We start from the raw sequence: 15,302 nt of genomic DNA, 5'->3' as shown, positions 1-15,302 counted from the left end.
CGAATGTTACGATCACTGGGACAACGTACCGCGTGGCGTGCCGGAGGGATCGTAAGAGGACAAGAAGATATCCCAGAACGAGCGCTCGCCGTCGCGCCTTGAGACCGTATCGTCCGTTGTCTGCAATACGCCCTGGCTGACCAGGACGACGCCATTGCCTGAGTGTCCAAGCCGGCCGGAGAGATCAGGATGCTCGCTGAAGAAGCCATACCGCGCGTCATCCACGTTGAACGTGTCGGCCTTGTCAGCCGCAGGGGCGCCCGCCGACATCGTACCGATGGTGGCCAGGATGGTCGCCGACAAGCGCAGGGCTTCCCGCCACCCGGGATTCCGGGCGAGGGCCAGCAAGGCATCGGTACTATCCCCAAGGCCCACGCCCACCAGGATGTAGACCCCCGATACCTCGACGATCGCCGCACTTTTCGCCAGCGCGGGTGCAACACCTGCCGACGCCAGGTAGTCGGCGATACTGGCATACAACAGCCCGGAGGTACCCACGACGCCCAGCGTATGACCCACCCCGGGAGCCACAATGGCAAGTACCGAGACGCCGGCCAGCGAAGCCGCATTCCCGACGGATACCACGGCGGCCTTCTGCACAGCCGTCAGCCCCGTACTGACGCTCGCACTCAGCACAACGACACCTCCTCCGAAAGTGGTCACCTTAGCGACCATGGGCCACGACGAAACGACGTCGGCATGCTCTCGCCCTTCATGTCGTATGCCATGCTCCGTGTCGTTGACACGGGATCGTGCCGGTGCAATCGGCGCAGGATTGTCCACGGATGCAGGAGTGGGGGCCCGGGAATCAACGAACGGATATGGCGTTTCCGGAGGTACCGGTACCTGCACAGGCCACAGAGGAAGCGGCCGCATGCGTGCTTCGTCGCTGGCTGTCCAATAAAGGACATCGGCTGCAAAATCGATCGTTCCGGGTGCCACGCGGATATGGTCGGCAACCGCCGCAGGAGCGACACGCCGCCTGACGTAATCGATGAAGTACTCCCTTGTCTGTGTTGACTCGTCAGTCGATAGCGGCAGGTCCGCCACGTAGGCTTGCTGCACCATCCTAGCAAGTTTCCCTACAGCCTTCAGCGCGGCCCGTGGTGGCAGGGTGTCGGCAGGCTGACTGGTTATCCAGCCCGCGAGATAACGTAGATTGGCGTCTGCCTGAAAGCGGTGGGAAAACGTCGCAAGGGTGACGGGCGGCGACGCTTGCTCTTCGTCACCCCGGTACAACGCGGAAAAGACATCAAGAAACTTGAAGGCAGATGCCCGGGCACCGGCATCGGTCGCTACCGGCCCTGCGCGCAGAAGCATATCCATGGCTTCAACACCATTGATTCTGGAGACACCGATGTCGTCGCGCCCCACGTCCCTGTTCAAGGCGTACGTGTGACGCAACAGGACGTCCAGCGATGGCCTCCAGCGAAATGCATCCGCCATCTCCGAGAAGGGCACGGCCAGCTGCCCGTTGATGCCGAACGGACGGAAGAATGTGACCAGCATTCCGTGCGGCACCGGACTTTGCAGGGAGAAGCTTCCATCAGGATGCGCTGTCAAGGAATCCGGATCGCTGTCGTAGTCCCGGCAGAATCGCTTGAACGCGCCATCCTGGCGCAGATCGAGCCATGCAGCCGCCGCAACGTTCTCGGCATCGGATTGCAGGACCGTCTGTTTCTGCGAAGCGACATAGGCAGAAGGAGTGTGGTCCAGAGGAAGATCAAGAGGCATGGGGATAGAAGTGGGCCACATCGGCCGTCACGGCCATTGCCGGTGGATGCTACGCAAGCCCCCTATTCAGACCTGTCGCTTCCTGGCCCCATGGAGTGTAGGCGCGCTGCCCTCAGCGACCTCGGCCTGACACAGGAGTTACTCCGGGGAGAGCACGGACTCCCTTGGAAGGTCCACGCCGCGACGCTGCCGTGTATCGGAGACGATCTGGCCTGCGTCGAGCTTGATCACCCGATCGGCGACATGAAAGTAGCGGTCATCATGACTGATGGCCACGACGGTCTTGCCCTTTGCCTTGAGTTCGGGAAGCAGCGTGCAATAGAAATAGTCGCGGAAATGCACATCCTGGTCGGCGGCCCACTCGTCGAAGAAGAAGATCTCGCGATCCTCGGCGTAGCACTGGAGCAGGGCAAGGCGTTTGCGTTGCCCCGTCGAAAGCGTGATTTTCGATAGCCCGCCGTTCTCTACGCTCACCACAGAGCCAAGACCCAGCGAATCCAGCAAGGCCCTGGTCCGCTCATCAGGTAGCACATCACCCCGATCATCGAGCACATGGGGAAACAGGAAGAAATCGCCGAACACGCCGGTGAACCGGCTACGGTGCCGCCGACGGTCCAGCCCGACCGCGAGACCGTCGACAATGAGCTCACCGGTATGGGGTGTGATCAGCGAGGCCAGAAGGAGTAGAAGTGTGGACTTTCCGCTTCCGTTGCCTCCCACGATAAAAAGAAGCTCGCCTTTGCTGACTTCCAGGTCGAGGGGTCCCAGGGCAATACGCCCATCCATCTCGCCGGGATACGCATAGCTGACGCCACGCAGAGCCATGCTTTGCCATGGGTCGCTCCCGCGATTCACCCGGTGCGACGCAGGCAAGGCATCGCGATCCAGATCAAGACCCACCTTCTGAAGATGGCGAAGGCTGGCCGTCCCTGCCCCGACCTGCCTCGCTGCACTGACGATGAAAGCCACCGGCCCGCTCAGGAACAATGCACCGATGACAAAACGGAGCAAAGTCGCCTGTGGCAGCGACAGAACGACATAACCGAGATAGACGATGACAAATACGGATGCATAGAGCGCAGCCGACGACCAGGCTTCGTTGAAACCCAGTCCGGTGTGTACCTGGACAGTGAGCCGTCGCGCATGATCAATGGCCGGACGGATCAGCGCCTCCTCGACATGCCTGCCCCGCTCTGTATTGAGCGTCATCTCCTTCTTGCCTTCGCTCAGAAAACGAAAATATTCGAATACCTTTTCATTGGCCTCGCGCAGGCGATCAAAGCGTTGCCTAAGGAATCGTTCCAGCACAAGCGATGCGGTCATGGTGGTGCTGAGGAACGCCAGCAGCACGCCGAGCAACGGCAGGGAAATGCTCCCCAGGTACACGGTGTATAGCGCCACCAGGAGCACGTTGTAGGCCAGCAAAGGGGCAACCAGCACCAGCGGTGCGATGCTCGCCACATCCTCGATGAGCGAGCCGAAGATGGTGTGCTTGTCGTTGGCGAGCTTTTCGTACTCCAGTTCGATGAAGCGACGGGAGAGATCCAGGCGAAGCTGCGCCACAAGCTCGCCGCCAAGCCGCGCCAGGATGAACTGCGACACCGTGCTGGCCGCCAGCACCGCAAGCAGCCAGCCGGCACCCGCAAGCAGCGTGCGCATGGGATCGGCAGGCAGCCCGTGGGCGGCCATCTCGTTGATGTGCGAGAGCAGCATCATGGTTGCCAGTGCACTGGTGGCCGACAGCGCCACGGCACCGGAAACCAGTGTCTTATGCCGCAGGATGAAACGTCTCAGGATCATCGATACGTCCATCCCCTCCGGTGGCGTCAGGGGCATCGTGCCAGACGGCTACGAAAATTACCTGCCACGTTTTACATGTAAATTCGGCAAGTTCTCCCATGTCTTTGTCCGGGACTCTTCAGAATGGTCCGATGGCGTCGTCGCAGAAGCGCCCGCTGCGATGCACGTCCTTCTCGTTCCGGGCGCAGACCCATAACACCAGGGAGTACTCCAATGCAGACCGACAAGATCCTTGCGGGTTGGTTGAGTGGTGCCGATAGCGTAGGTGGGTACGACAATCCGGCGGGCTCGCTTTACACCGAGGGCCTGGCCAAGACGATGAACGCGATGACCAACCCCGAAGTGGCCATCGGTACGAACTGCAGCTCGTGTACGGCCTCCCGGCCGGGCTTCTGCTGCTAACTGACCAGCGGTAGTGGCGATAGCCGTGGCAGGCCGCCACGGCTATCTCTCGCCCACACCGGGCACCCTTTCGGGATTCACGGGACAGTCCATGGACGCCTCCGCGCCGCTGAACGCTTTCGCACCGGTCATTGCTTACCTTTCGGCCGACGTGCGTCGGCAGCTCGCCGCGGACATCGCCGCCCAGGCCGGCCTGGACGACACAGAGCGCCAACGTGTTGCCGAAGTGGCCGACAAGGCCCTGATATCCAACGCGGAGCGCAAGCTCAACCGCGTTCTGCTTCTGGAACTGCACGCCGCGAAACTCGGCGGCGAACTTCCCGACGGAACGGAACAAGAGCGCTTTGCCGCCTTCATCGAAAAAGCGCTGACCGCCGATTTCATCGCTGCACTAGGTCGCCGCTACCCCGTACTCGCCCCCCGCCTGTTCCGCGCCCTCGACCAGCAACGCCGTGCCATCGTTGCAATGCTCGAACGACTGCACGCCGACCGCGATCTGCTCTCCACCTTTGCAGGCACCGACCTCGGCGCGCTGCATACGCTGCATCTTGGCGAAGGCGACGTCCACGAATCGGGACAATCCGTCGCAAAGCTTGGCTTCGCCGGCGGCACGCTGATGTACAAGCCGCGCTCGCTGCGCGTGGACGCCACCCTCGAACGCTTCCTCGAAACGATCTTCCAAGGCGATGCCACGCGTATTCGCGTACCGGCCGTACTCGATCGGGGAAGCTATGGCTGGGCCCATCACGTCGATCATATTTATTGCGCCGACGATGCCGAACTGACGGTCTTCTACCGCAATATCGGGCATTGGCTGGCCGTGATGCGCCTGTTGGGCGGTACGGATATCCACTACGAAAACCTCATCGCATCGTCCATCACCCCTTACGTGGTGGACGTGGAAAGCCTCTTCGTCATCGAATTCCCCCTGCCACCGACGGGCAAGGGCGAAGCGGTGGACCTGGCCCAGGAGCTGATCCGTTCGTCGGTACTGCGTACCGGACTGGCGCCGTTCCGTTCGCCGACGCTGGGCATGGATGGCGTGGACATTTCCGCCATCGGCGCGTTGCAGGGCGAACAGCCGAAGGTGCAGGCGCCCAAGATCATCAACGCGGGCACCACCCAAGCACGCGTGGGGCTCGTCAGCGTCGACATCGATGCCGCCAGGAACCACCCATGCGACAACCCCGACATTTCCCGCTTCTGGGAAGACATCGTCACCGGCTTCCTCACGCTGACCGAACGGCTGATGCAGATGCACCGCCATGGCGCCCTGATGCCCTTGCTGCACGCCTTCGTCGGCTGCCGCATCCGGCAGATCCTGCGTCCCACGCAGGCCTATGTGGAAGTGATGCGGATGCTCTGGCACCCGGCATCGCTGCATGACGAGAAGGCGGCCATCGACCGCGCCAACGACCTGATGACACGCAATGCGCAGGTGATGCCCATGGCCCCTTCCGATCCGGCGATCATCGCCTGCGAAATCGACGACCTGCGCTTCGGCGACATTCCGGTGTTCGCCAGCATGCTCGATCGCGCCCAGCTCGACGAAGTATTCCAGGCCTGGGCCAGCATGCGCGTGGAGCTGGAAGAACTGACCATCCGTGGTGCGCTGGTCACGGCGCATCTCAACGTGCGCCTGAACGACGACAAACGCCTCCCCTACGATCTGGCGGCCCGCCAACCGCATGCACGGGATCTGGACCGGCGCCGGAGGGAACTGGCACGGCAGACCATCGAGCAGCTCCTGCATCTCTCCGTACGTGGCGACGATGGCACCATCACATGGATCAGTCCCGTGCTCGGCCGCAGCGGCTGGACGATGCGCACACTGCAACCCAACCTCTATGTCGGCATGAGTGGCATCGCCGTTACGCTGGCGTCCTACATCGAGGAAATGAACAGCGGCCGCGCCAATGCTGTGGAAGGACTGGAGCAAGCCCTTGAAGGCGCCCTTCGCGTACTCAGGGCATCGGAGCGAATAGACGACACCGATGCGGTAGGTGGTTTCGTCGGCCTGGCCTCGCAGGTGCAGGCATGGCTCACCGTCGACCACCTGCGCCCGGACTCGGGCTACCTGCACGATGCCGTGGAGCAGGCCGCGCGCCTGGAAGCCAGGCAATTCGAAGGCGAACAGATCCTCGACATCCTCGAAGGCGTGAGCGGCGCCATCGTCCCCTTGCTCAACCTTGCCGAAGCCACGCGCGACACGCGCTGGCTGGCCGTGGCCGCGCGTGCCGGCCGGTATCTGGAATCGACAGCCATCATCGACGAACGAGGCGCGCGCTGGCCGGCCTCGGTATTCGATGAACCACTGGGTGGCTTCGCTCACGGCGCCACCGGCACCGGCTGGGCATTGACGCGGCTGGGCCTGAGCGATGCGGGAAGTGACGAGGATCGCCATCGCTGGCTTGCCCTGGGTGAGCTGGCGTTCGACTTCGAGGAATCCCTCTACCACGAGCCGTCGGCAAACTGGCTCGATGTCCGCAAGCCGGAGAGCCGCGACTTCGCCGACAGCTGGTGTCATGGCAGCGTCGGCATCGGTTTCGCCGCATGCGATCTTTACGAACGCACACGCCACCCGCGTCATCTGCATGCGTTGCGGCGCGCCGTCGCCGCCGCTGCGCGCGGTGGCTGGGGCCACAGCCATACGCTATGCCACGGCGACCTCAGCACCTGGGAACTACTGGAGCGCGCTGCGCATATCGATCCGTCGCTGGTGCCCGTAGCCGCCATGCCCGGCATGGCCCTGATCCTCTCCAGCATCGAGGAACACGGCATCGTCGGTGGCCTCGCGCGAGATGCCTACAATCCGGGGCTGATGAGTGGCGTGTCCGGCTCGATCCTGCAGCTGTGCCGCATGCATCGGGACAGCCGCATTCCTTCGCCATTGCTGATGGAATATCGCATGCAGGCCACGTCAGCGGCCATGCGCAGGGAGCGTGAAATCGAAAGCGCCTGATGTGGCGCAGGATCATGCCCGTCGTTGAGCGACGGGCATGATCGGCCGCATCACTCCGCGCGGATGACGGCGGAATCGCCCGCCCCTGTCACCGACACCTTGCTGCCGGCCTGGAGACCCTGCACCTGCGGACCTGGCTGCACCAGGCTTACGGTACGACCATCGTCCATCTTCACGCTCACCATATAGTGCGCGGACGGACCCTGCCCGGCGACATTGCCGCCGATCTGGTCGCCGGTGTCCGCTGCGTTGCGAGCCACCACCTGCTCGGTCACACCGCCGCCGAGCTTACCGAGCGACAGACCACCCAGGAGCGCACCGACACCGCGGCCGACCTTGCGGCCCTGCTTGTGCTGGTCGCTTTCGTCATCGCCACGGTTGTCGATGGGCTTGATCTGCATGACGACGCCATGGCGCACATCGTCAGCCAGGGCGAGGGAGGGAGCGAGCGCAAGAGCCGCCAGGAGGGCGGCAAAGATCCATTTCATACGTCACCTGAGAGCGGTTGCGGGAGGTGCGCCCGTACGCAGGGCGCCGGCGTACATCAACTCTTCTTCGGCTTGCCCCAGCTGCTCATGTAAGGCTTGCAGCGTTCGCCGTTGAATTTGTAGTCGTCGATGATGCCGTCGCGATTGGCGAAGAACACCACGACGCAATGCGTCTGGGCGGGTACCCAGTAGTCGTAGTAGGAAATGGTCTGCATCACGCCACCGGGCGTGGGGCCTGCCCCCAGCGTGCTGGTGGAACCCTTCGCGTGATAGGCCTCGGTACCGAAGTGATACTCGTAGGCGGTGGCACCATTTTCCATTTCGGTCTGCTGGAAGCCGCGATCGACGGGCCACTGCATCAGCAGATCGGCAGCCTCATGCCCGATCCAGGCATCGGCCACGGCCGATGCACCACGGGTATCCGCGGTACCGGCGAGGGTGGCAAACGAAAAGCCGCTGGCCAGCAGGCCCACGACGAAGGCACGGATCACATGCTTGGTCATATCCCTATTTCCCCTTTTCCAACGGCGCGATGATAGCCAGCAATTCCCTTGCTTCGCCACCCCGGCGTTCCGGACACCCACGTTACGGTGTCGGAGGGTCAGCGCCGGGCGACGGCCATGAGGGCTGCCGCCCGGTGAAACCGGTCAGAAGAACTTGTAGTTGAACGACACCGTCCAGGTGGAGCCCGGCGCGTAGTAGAGATTGCTGGCGTCATCGAGCACGAAATACTTCCGGTTCAACAGGTTGTCGCCGTTGAACTGCACGGAGGCGTGATCGTCGAACGCATAGCGGGCCATGGCGCCGACCAGGGTCTGCGATGACTGATACAGCCGGACCACGCCGTGACCATCATCGATATCGGCCTTGGACGGCCCCTGCCAGTTCACGCCGCCACCCACGGTCAGGCCGCTCCATGCTCCCGGCAGCGTGTAGGTGCTGAACACGCGGACCAGCGTGCGTGGCAGCGATGGGCGAAGTGCGCCGCCATCCGGCGACTTCACGTTGAAATGCGACCAGCCCAGCGTGCCGTTCCAGTTGCTCGTGAGTGCGCCGGATGCCTCGAACTCGTAGCCTCGCGAGCGCGTGCCATCCACCGAGCGGTAGGCCTGCGTGGTGCCGTCGGGCAGGTAGACGCCGGGCAACGCATCGGCTACGTGATCCTGCCGGGTATCGAAGAACACCAGCGAGGTATTGAGCGCCCCGTCGAAGTGACGCCCCTTGATGCCAACCTCGCGGCTGGTACCCAATACCGGCTGAAGATAGCTTCCATCTGCCCGGCGATTGTTCTGCGGGTCGAAGATCTGCGTGTAACTGACGAATGCGGAGTAATCGGGAGTGATGTCGTAGATCAGGCCGGCATACGGGATCGTCTTGCTGGCTTTCAGGTGATAAATACCGGACGTGCTGTCGTTGGTATCGTTCTTCCAACGAGCATAGCGCGCACCGACCACAAGCTTGAGCGGATCGGCGAGACTGAGGCGGGCTGCCGCGTATGCGCCACTTTGCTCCGTCCGGGCGATGGAAACGCGTTCGCTGGACGACGAAAAATCCGGGTACGGATAGCTGCCATTCCATGCCAGGAAATTGCCGATATCCGGAAGATCGCCGTGCGGATAATCGAAGTAATCGGTGCGATAGTGCGAATCGGTGAGGCCTACGACCAGTTCATGCTCACGGCCGAAGGCCGAGAAGGGGCCAGATGCGTAGACATCCACGTTGTTCTGGCTGCCGCGCTGGAAACTCTTGTAGGCATAGGGAGTGAGTCCTTCGCCCGTCTGCCGGTCCGGTGCGCCGAAAACGTAGAAAAGCGCCGAGTCGGCATTCGTCTTGCGATGGCTTGCCATGGCATGGATCTGCCAGCCGTTGTCGAAGCTGTGTTTAAGATCGACGAAGCCCGTCTGCGTGGTGTTGTTCCAGTGGGTCCAGTCCGCAGCCGAAGAGAAGCCGCGCGGCCATTTAATGAAGCCCCCGTCGGAGAACAGCACGGGATACGAGCCCCATGTCACCCCTGTGGGACGCGTCTTCTGCCAGTCGTAGCCCACGCTGAGCGTCGTGTTCTCGTCCAGGTCCGCATCGATCACGCCATAGGCCACGTTCTTCTGGCTGTGATAACGATCAATATAGGAGTCGCCATCCTGATGCGCCGCCACGAAGCGGCCACGCACGCTGCCCGAGGCGTTGAGCGGTGTAGACGCATCGACCGTCTCGCGTTGCGTATTCCACGAACCGTAGCTCACGGACACATCGGCTTCCGGTGTACGACTATCCGCATGCTTTCGCACGAAGTTGATCATGGCCGACGGGCTGCCCGCACCGCTCAGCAGGCCGGTGGCACCACGCACGACTTCGATGCGCTCGTAGATCGACGGGTCCAGCGACGAATCAGCCGAACTGATGTTGAGGCTGGATGCAATGGGCACGCCGTCGTACGACATGTTTTCGATCTGGAAACCACGCGACCAGAACACCACGCGCTCGGAATCGTAGGCGGTGGAATTCACGCCGGTCGTATTGTCCAGCACGGCGCGAAGGCTGGTGAGGTTCTGGTCCTTGATGCGCTGCTCGGTGATGACGCTGATGGACTGCGGCGTGTCCTGTAGCGTGAGTGGCAATCGTGTGGTGGCTGCGGATTCGTTGACTGTATAAGTGGGCGCGGATTGGCCCTGCACCTTGACCGCGTCGAGCGTCGTGGCTTTCTTGCTCCTTCCATCATGACTGTCGCCTTCCGTGGCGGATTGCGCATGCGCGACCACTGGCAGCGCTGCTGCCAAAGCGAGACAAAGCAAGGAAGGCCGGAAATGGCCCTGAAGACGATGAGACATGCTGTAAACCCCGAGAAGCGGAAAGCCCGGGGCGCTCACGCAGAGCGCCCGTGTATGTCACGACTGGGGCTTGCCCGGGAGCTGGCTCATCGTTTGGGCGGCTATCTTAACAGATTAAGAACATTCGCAACAATCGTCCAACCGCGTACTGATCGGCGGACAGCGGGTATTTTCCCTGCTTATCGGCAGGGAGAACGGAATGGCGATGTGCTCGCTGGGGGGCATTAACGCCGGTCGCGCGCAGGGCGCGCTCCTACAAGACTGAGGTCGCGTGCATGGGGCGGTGCACGTTGTAGGAGCGCGCCTTGCGCGCGACCGTTCATCGCGAAGCCGCTGCAGCTTCCATCCGCCGCATCGCCCAAAGACAAACCACGCACAGCGGAAACATGAAATAACGTGACAGGATGGCCAACACCTGGGACACGGCCCCGTAACGCCCGTCGATCACATCGGACCCGGCAAAGAAGGAGAAATACCAGAACCCCGTATAAGCAATAAGCACAACGAAGTCTGTCACGGAATCTCCCACCAGACGCGGATAGACAACCGGGAACAGCCGGAAGAAAAAATGCCAGGCAATGGCAAGCGATGGCAACAGAACGAACGGCAGAAACACCCAGACCGATACCCCGAACCCACGCGCCGCAAGCGCGATATCAGCATGCGTGGTAATGCTTCGAATGGGTACGTAGCTCCACACATTGGCAGCGCACATGAGAGCCAGCCAGTAGAGCAGCATGCCAAGGTAGCGATAACCAGTGGCTGGGCATTTGCTGATCAGGATAGCCAGGACAACGTACAGAAAACCGTTACCGACAAACGGCCCGGCCAGCGCAATCAGTGCAGCGCGGACGCCCTGCCCTGCGGCAAAGATCGGGTCATAGCTGACGTTGTCGGACACGTCACCAAGAAAAAGCAGGTTTCCAAGGCTTGGGGGGCCATAGTCGATATCGAAGGGCGATGACATCCATCCCAGCAGCCATGCGGCGATGGAGTGCGCGTATTCATGGGTAAGGTAGGCCATCGCATGGGCAAGCCATGCGGAGAGCAGTGTTGCCACGATGAAGAGCACATTGCGCGTGGTGATGCGCGGCATGGAAACATCCTCCCCTGGATACTTCGATGTGTCGTAGCGACATGTCTGCCAAATGCCTTCTGGCCAATCGTAAAATCTTGCTGGAAGATGTGGCTGGTCTGGTACGGCTTCTGCAGGTGCGCGCCTTGCGCGCGACAGGATGCCGTGTTGAACCGGTCGCGCGCAAGGCGCGCTCCTACATGGCATCTGTTACCTAGCGCACAGAATCGCGACGTCGCCGGCGGCAGTCACCATATCGCAAGAATTTTGACTTTACTCGTATATTTTCCCGGTCTACCGTGCGCGTCCGCGATCTTCTTGCGGACAACCGTCCGCCTACTGCCAGGGAAAAACATGGAATCTCTTGTCCGGCGCCGCACGCTGTGCGTGGCCATTGCCGCCTTGTTCGCCATGGGTGGCGTCCACGCCCAGAACACTTCCTCCTCCATGAGTGGCCGCGTGCTGGATGCCGCGGGTGCGCCTGTGGTGGGCGGTTCCGTGAAGATCGTCCACGTACCCTCGGGCACCACCCGCGAGGTCACCACCGACGCCGACGGCCGGTACCGCGCCCAGGGCCTTCGCCTGGGCGGCCCGTTCAACATCATCGCCACCACGCCCTCCGGCACGACCGAGCGCGATGGCGTGTACCTCCAGCTGGCCCAGGACACCAACCTCGACCTGTCGCTGGCCACCCCTGCCTCCACGGCGACCAACCTGGAAAACGTGCAGGTGCACGCCAACGCCTCCGACGTGGCGATGGCCCAGACCTTCAATGCCGACAACAAGGGCATGGGCGTGCGCGTGTCGCGCCAGCAGCTGGACGTGCTGCCGGTGCCGAACCGGTCGATCCAGGATATCGCCCGCCTGAATCCCACCATTAACATCACCAACAAGAGCAAGGGCGAAATCTCGGCCCTGGGCCAGAACAGCCGCTACAACAACATCACCATCGACTCGGTGCCAACGAACGACTCGTTCGGCCTGGAAGACAACGGCCTGCCCGCGCTGAACCAGCCAGTGTCGCTGGATGCCATCGAGGCCTACAACATCTCCACGGCCAACTACGACGTGGCGAACAAGCGGGCCGTGGGCGCGAACATCAATATCGTGACCAAGAGCGGCACGAACGACTTCCACGGCTCCACCTACTATGTGTATCGCAATGCCTCCAACATGGTGGGCGACGATCGCGCCGGCAACGAATTCAAGGGCTACACCCGCCAGTGGACGGCCGGCGCCACCTTCGGCGGCCCCATCATCAAGGACAAGCTGTTCTTCTTCGCCAGCCTGGAGAAGTCGAAGACGGTAGCGGCAGCACCCAATTTCGGCCCGCTGGGCTCGGGCAAGGGCAATATCGTGCCCATCAGCCAGGCCGACATCGACCGGATCTCGTCCATCGCCTCGCGACTGGGCATGAACCCCGGTACGGCCACGGCCAGCGGCGCCAACCAGGAAGAGAAGCGCGGACTGTTCAAGATCGACTGGAACATCGCCGATGGCCACCGCGTGAGCCTGCGCTACGACAAGACCAAGAGCGAGCAGCCCAACCTCAACGGCTACAGCACCTCGTCGACCTCGCCCAGCCTCAGCCTCTCCAGCTACTGGTTCACCAAGCACCGTGAGGACTCGCAGTGGGTGCTCAACGCGTACGACGAGTGGAATGACAGCTTCTCCACCGAAGGCTCGTTCTCGTACTCAAAGTACGATGCGTCGCCCACGGTGGCTACCCGCCAGCCGCAGGTGCGCGTGTATACCAACGGCACGATCACGGGTAACACCATCACCGGACCTTCGGTGAACCTGGGTGAGGAAGAATTCCGCCACTACAACATCCTTGGCATCCGTTCCTACAACGGCTTCTTCGCCGGCACCTGGAACGTGGGCGACCATTCGATCAAGGCCGGTGTGGATTACCAGCGGGACGAGTTCTACAACCTGTTCGGCCGCACCGAGTTCGGCGCCTATGTGTTCCCGAGCATCGACGCCTTTGCCAACCGCAACTACTTCAGCTACTCGGTATACCGCCCCACCGATGGCGATCTGTCGAGCATCGCGGCCAAGTGGGACCTGACCCAGTGGGGCTTCTTCGCCCAGGACACCTGGCAGCTTGGCAACCTCTCGCTCCAGTACGGCCTGCGCTACGACCTGCCCAAGGTGAGCAACTCGCCGATGGCCAACCCCGTGTTCAACGCAGCATTCCCCGGCTACCCCAACAACGCGACGATCGACGGCAACGGCGTGCTGGAACCCCGCGCCTCGTTCAACTACGCCTTCGACACCGAGCGCGCCACGCAGCTGCGCGGCGGCATCGGCCTGTCCGAAGGTGCCCCTCCGGGCGTGTGGCTGTCCAACCCGTATACGAACAACGGCCTGTCGCTGACCAGCTATTCCGCATCGAACGGCACGGGCTTCAGCGCCGATCCGTCGAACCCGCTGATTCCTTCCAACGTGCGCAAGGGCGGCTCGCCCGAGGTCGACGTTACCGACCGCAACTTCAAGATGCCCACGGTGTGGAAGGCCAGCCTGGGCTTCGATCACCAGCTGCCCTGGTCGAACCTGGTGCTCACCGCCGAAGTCGAGCATCTTGAGACCAAGAACGCCGTGCGCTTCCAGGATCTCAACCTCGGCGCCGCCACCGGCGCACTGCCGGATGGTCGCCAGAGCTACTGGACCACGACCGATCCGGCCGCCTTCCGCACCGTGGGCAAGAGCGCTTCAGGGCAGGCCATCTGCGCCACGCAGAGCGGCATCTGCGCGTCGCCGCGCGCCAATCGCGACCCGCGCTTCGGCAATGTGATCTACCTGAGCAATACCAGCCAGGGCCAGGCCACCTATGGCACCTTGCAGCTGTCCAAGCCGTTCACATCCGACTCCGACTGGTCCGGCTCGCTGGGCTTCGTGTTCGGCAGCTCCAAGGACGTGAGCTCGGGCAACGAGAAGGTAGCCGCCAGCACGTGGGCCAACGATGCCGTGTTCAATCCCAACGCCGACGCCACCGGTCACAGCAACTTCGAGATCCAGCGCCGCATCATTGCCTCGCTCAGCTGGCAGCATCGCTTCTTCGGTGATTACAACACCAGCATCTCGGCGTTCTACGACGGCCACACCGGCCAGCCCTACAGCTGGGTGTTCGGCAACGACGTCAGCGGCATCGCCGCCACCGGCACGTCGTCACCGCTGGGCCTCGCCTATATCCCGAAGCCGGGCGAGGTGCTGTTCCAGCAGGGTACCAAGCAAGCGGTGATCGACCAGTTCTACAGCTACATCGGTCGCGACAGCTACCTGAAGGATCGCCAGGGCCACGTGGCCCAGCGCAATGCCGCGCACTCGCCGTGGGTCAACGAGGTGGATCTCTCCATCCGCCAGGAAATCCCCGGCCTGTTCAAGGGCAACAAGGGTGAGCTGCGCCTGGACATCTTCAACGTCACCAACCTCATCAACAAGCGCTGGGGACAGGTGCGCGACATCGGTTATCCCTACATGCGCAGCCTGGCGAACTTTGCCGGCGTTGACCCGACGACGGGCAAGTACGTCTATGCGCTGCCGGTGGATGCACGTGGCAACTACAACCCCGGCACGTACGTCACGGAAGACGACCGCGCCCAGTCCCGCTGGTCCCTCCAGCTGACAGCCCGCTACACGTTCTGACGCCCCCTGTAGGAGCGCGCCTGCGCGCGACCGGTTCTCGCGATAACCCCGGTCGCGCGCAGGCGCGCTCCTACAAATACGGGCCACATACTCCACATGGAAGGCCCCATGCCACGCCCCCCCCGGCGCCTTGCGCCATCGATATACCTATAGACCTATGGCTGGCACAAGGCCGGCAAGCTAGCCTTTGCCAATTCCCAGGACAAACCCTGGTCCCGGATGAACGTTTCAGCCCGCAATCGACGTTATCCCCGGGAGAACGACATGAAGAAGCGCTGGACAGTCCCATCCAAGAGATACCACGCCGCAGCCAATGCCATTTTCTGCGATGCGGCGAGGGACTCATGCAGCAAGTCACAGAATGAGAC

9 protein-coding genes are annotated in these 15,302 nt (G+C 62.4%); 3 read left to right on the top strand and 6 right to left on the bottom strand.

The window, feature by feature from the left end:
- Nucleotides 1-12: 12 nt before the first annotated feature.
- Nucleotides 13-1,734 carry a hypothetical protein gene (locus KR767_RS10095; protein WP_250879023.1) on the bottom strand — a complete coding sequence of 574 codons (1,722 nt, stop codon included), beginning with the start codon at nt 1,732-1,734 and terminating at the stop codon, nt 13-15.
- Nucleotides 1,735-1,872: 138 nt separating this feature from the next.
- Nucleotides 1,873-3,534: a cyclic peptide export ABC transporter gene (locus KR767_RS10090; RefSeq protein WP_250879022.1), complete on the bottom strand. Its 1,662-nt coding sequence runs from the start codon at nt 3,532-3,534 to the stop codon at nt 1,873-1,875.
- A 213-nt stretch (nt 3,535-3,747) separates the two neighbouring features.
- On the opposite strand from KR767_RS10090, the gene KR767_RS10085 reads away from it, so the two are divergent.
- On the top strand, nt 3,748-3,936 hold the full coding sequence (locus KR767_RS10085) for a DUF6229 family protein (protein ID WP_166950894.1): 189 nt from the start codon (nt 3,748-3,750) through the stop codon (nt 3,934-3,936).
- 25 nt (nt 3,937-3,961) lie between these two features.
- Entirely contained in the window at nt 3,962-6,898 is a 2,937-nt protein-coding gene (locus tag KR767_RS10080) for a type 2 lanthipeptide synthetase LanM family protein (protein ID WP_250879021.1), read from the top strand.
- 50 nt (nt 6,899-6,948) lie between these two features.
- Here KR767_RS10080 and KR767_RS10075 read toward each other — a convergent pair whose 3' ends face one another.
- The 4 genes from KR767_RS10075 to KR767_RS10060 all read right to left on the bottom strand — a co-directional run bounded on the left by KR767_RS10075 (nt 6,949) and on the right by KR767_RS10060 (nt 11,307).
- Complete coding sequence (locus KR767_RS10075) at nt 6,949-7,386, bottom strand: hypothetical protein (RefSeq protein WP_250879020.1); 438 nt, start codon at nt 7,384-7,386, stop codon at nt 6,949-6,951.
- A 56-nt stretch (nt 7,387-7,442) separates the two neighbouring features.
- Nucleotides 7,443-7,889, bottom strand: coding sequence for a hypothetical protein (locus tag KR767_RS10070; RefSeq protein WP_166950885.1), 447 nt, complete (start codon nt 7,887-7,889; stop codon nt 7,443-7,445).
- A gap of 144 nt (nt 7,890-8,033) precedes the next feature.
- Nucleotides 8,034-10,211 carry a TonB-dependent siderophore receptor gene (locus tag KR767_RS10065; RefSeq protein WP_250879019.1) on the bottom strand — a complete coding sequence of 726 codons (2,178 nt, stop codon included), beginning with the start codon at nt 10,209-10,211 and terminating at the stop codon, nt 8,034-8,036.
- A gap of 319 nt (nt 10,212-10,530) precedes the next feature.
- Nucleotides 10,531-11,307, bottom strand: a complete 777-nt coding sequence (locus KR767_RS10060; RefSeq protein WP_250879018.1) for a hypothetical protein — start codon at nt 11,305-11,307, stop codon at nt 10,531-10,533.
- Between the two features lie 333 nt (nt 11,308-11,640).
- Here KR767_RS10060 and KR767_RS10055 point away from each other — a divergent pair, with 333 nt between their 5' ends.
- Nucleotides 11,641-14,934, top strand: a complete 3,294-nt coding sequence (locus KR767_RS10055) for a TonB-dependent receptor (protein ID WP_250879017.1) — start codon at nt 11,641-11,643, stop codon at nt 14,932-14,934.
- The last annotated feature ends 368 nt before the right edge of the window (nt 14,935-15,302 follow it).

The organism is Luteibacter anthropi (genome assembly GCF_023699965.1).
GTDB lineage: Bacteria > Pseudomonadota > Gammaproteobacteria > Xanthomonadales > Rhodanobacteraceae > Luteibacter > Luteibacter anthropi.
Note: the sequence above shows the minus strand (reverse complement) of the source record. Positions and strands in the feature narration are given on the sequence as shown.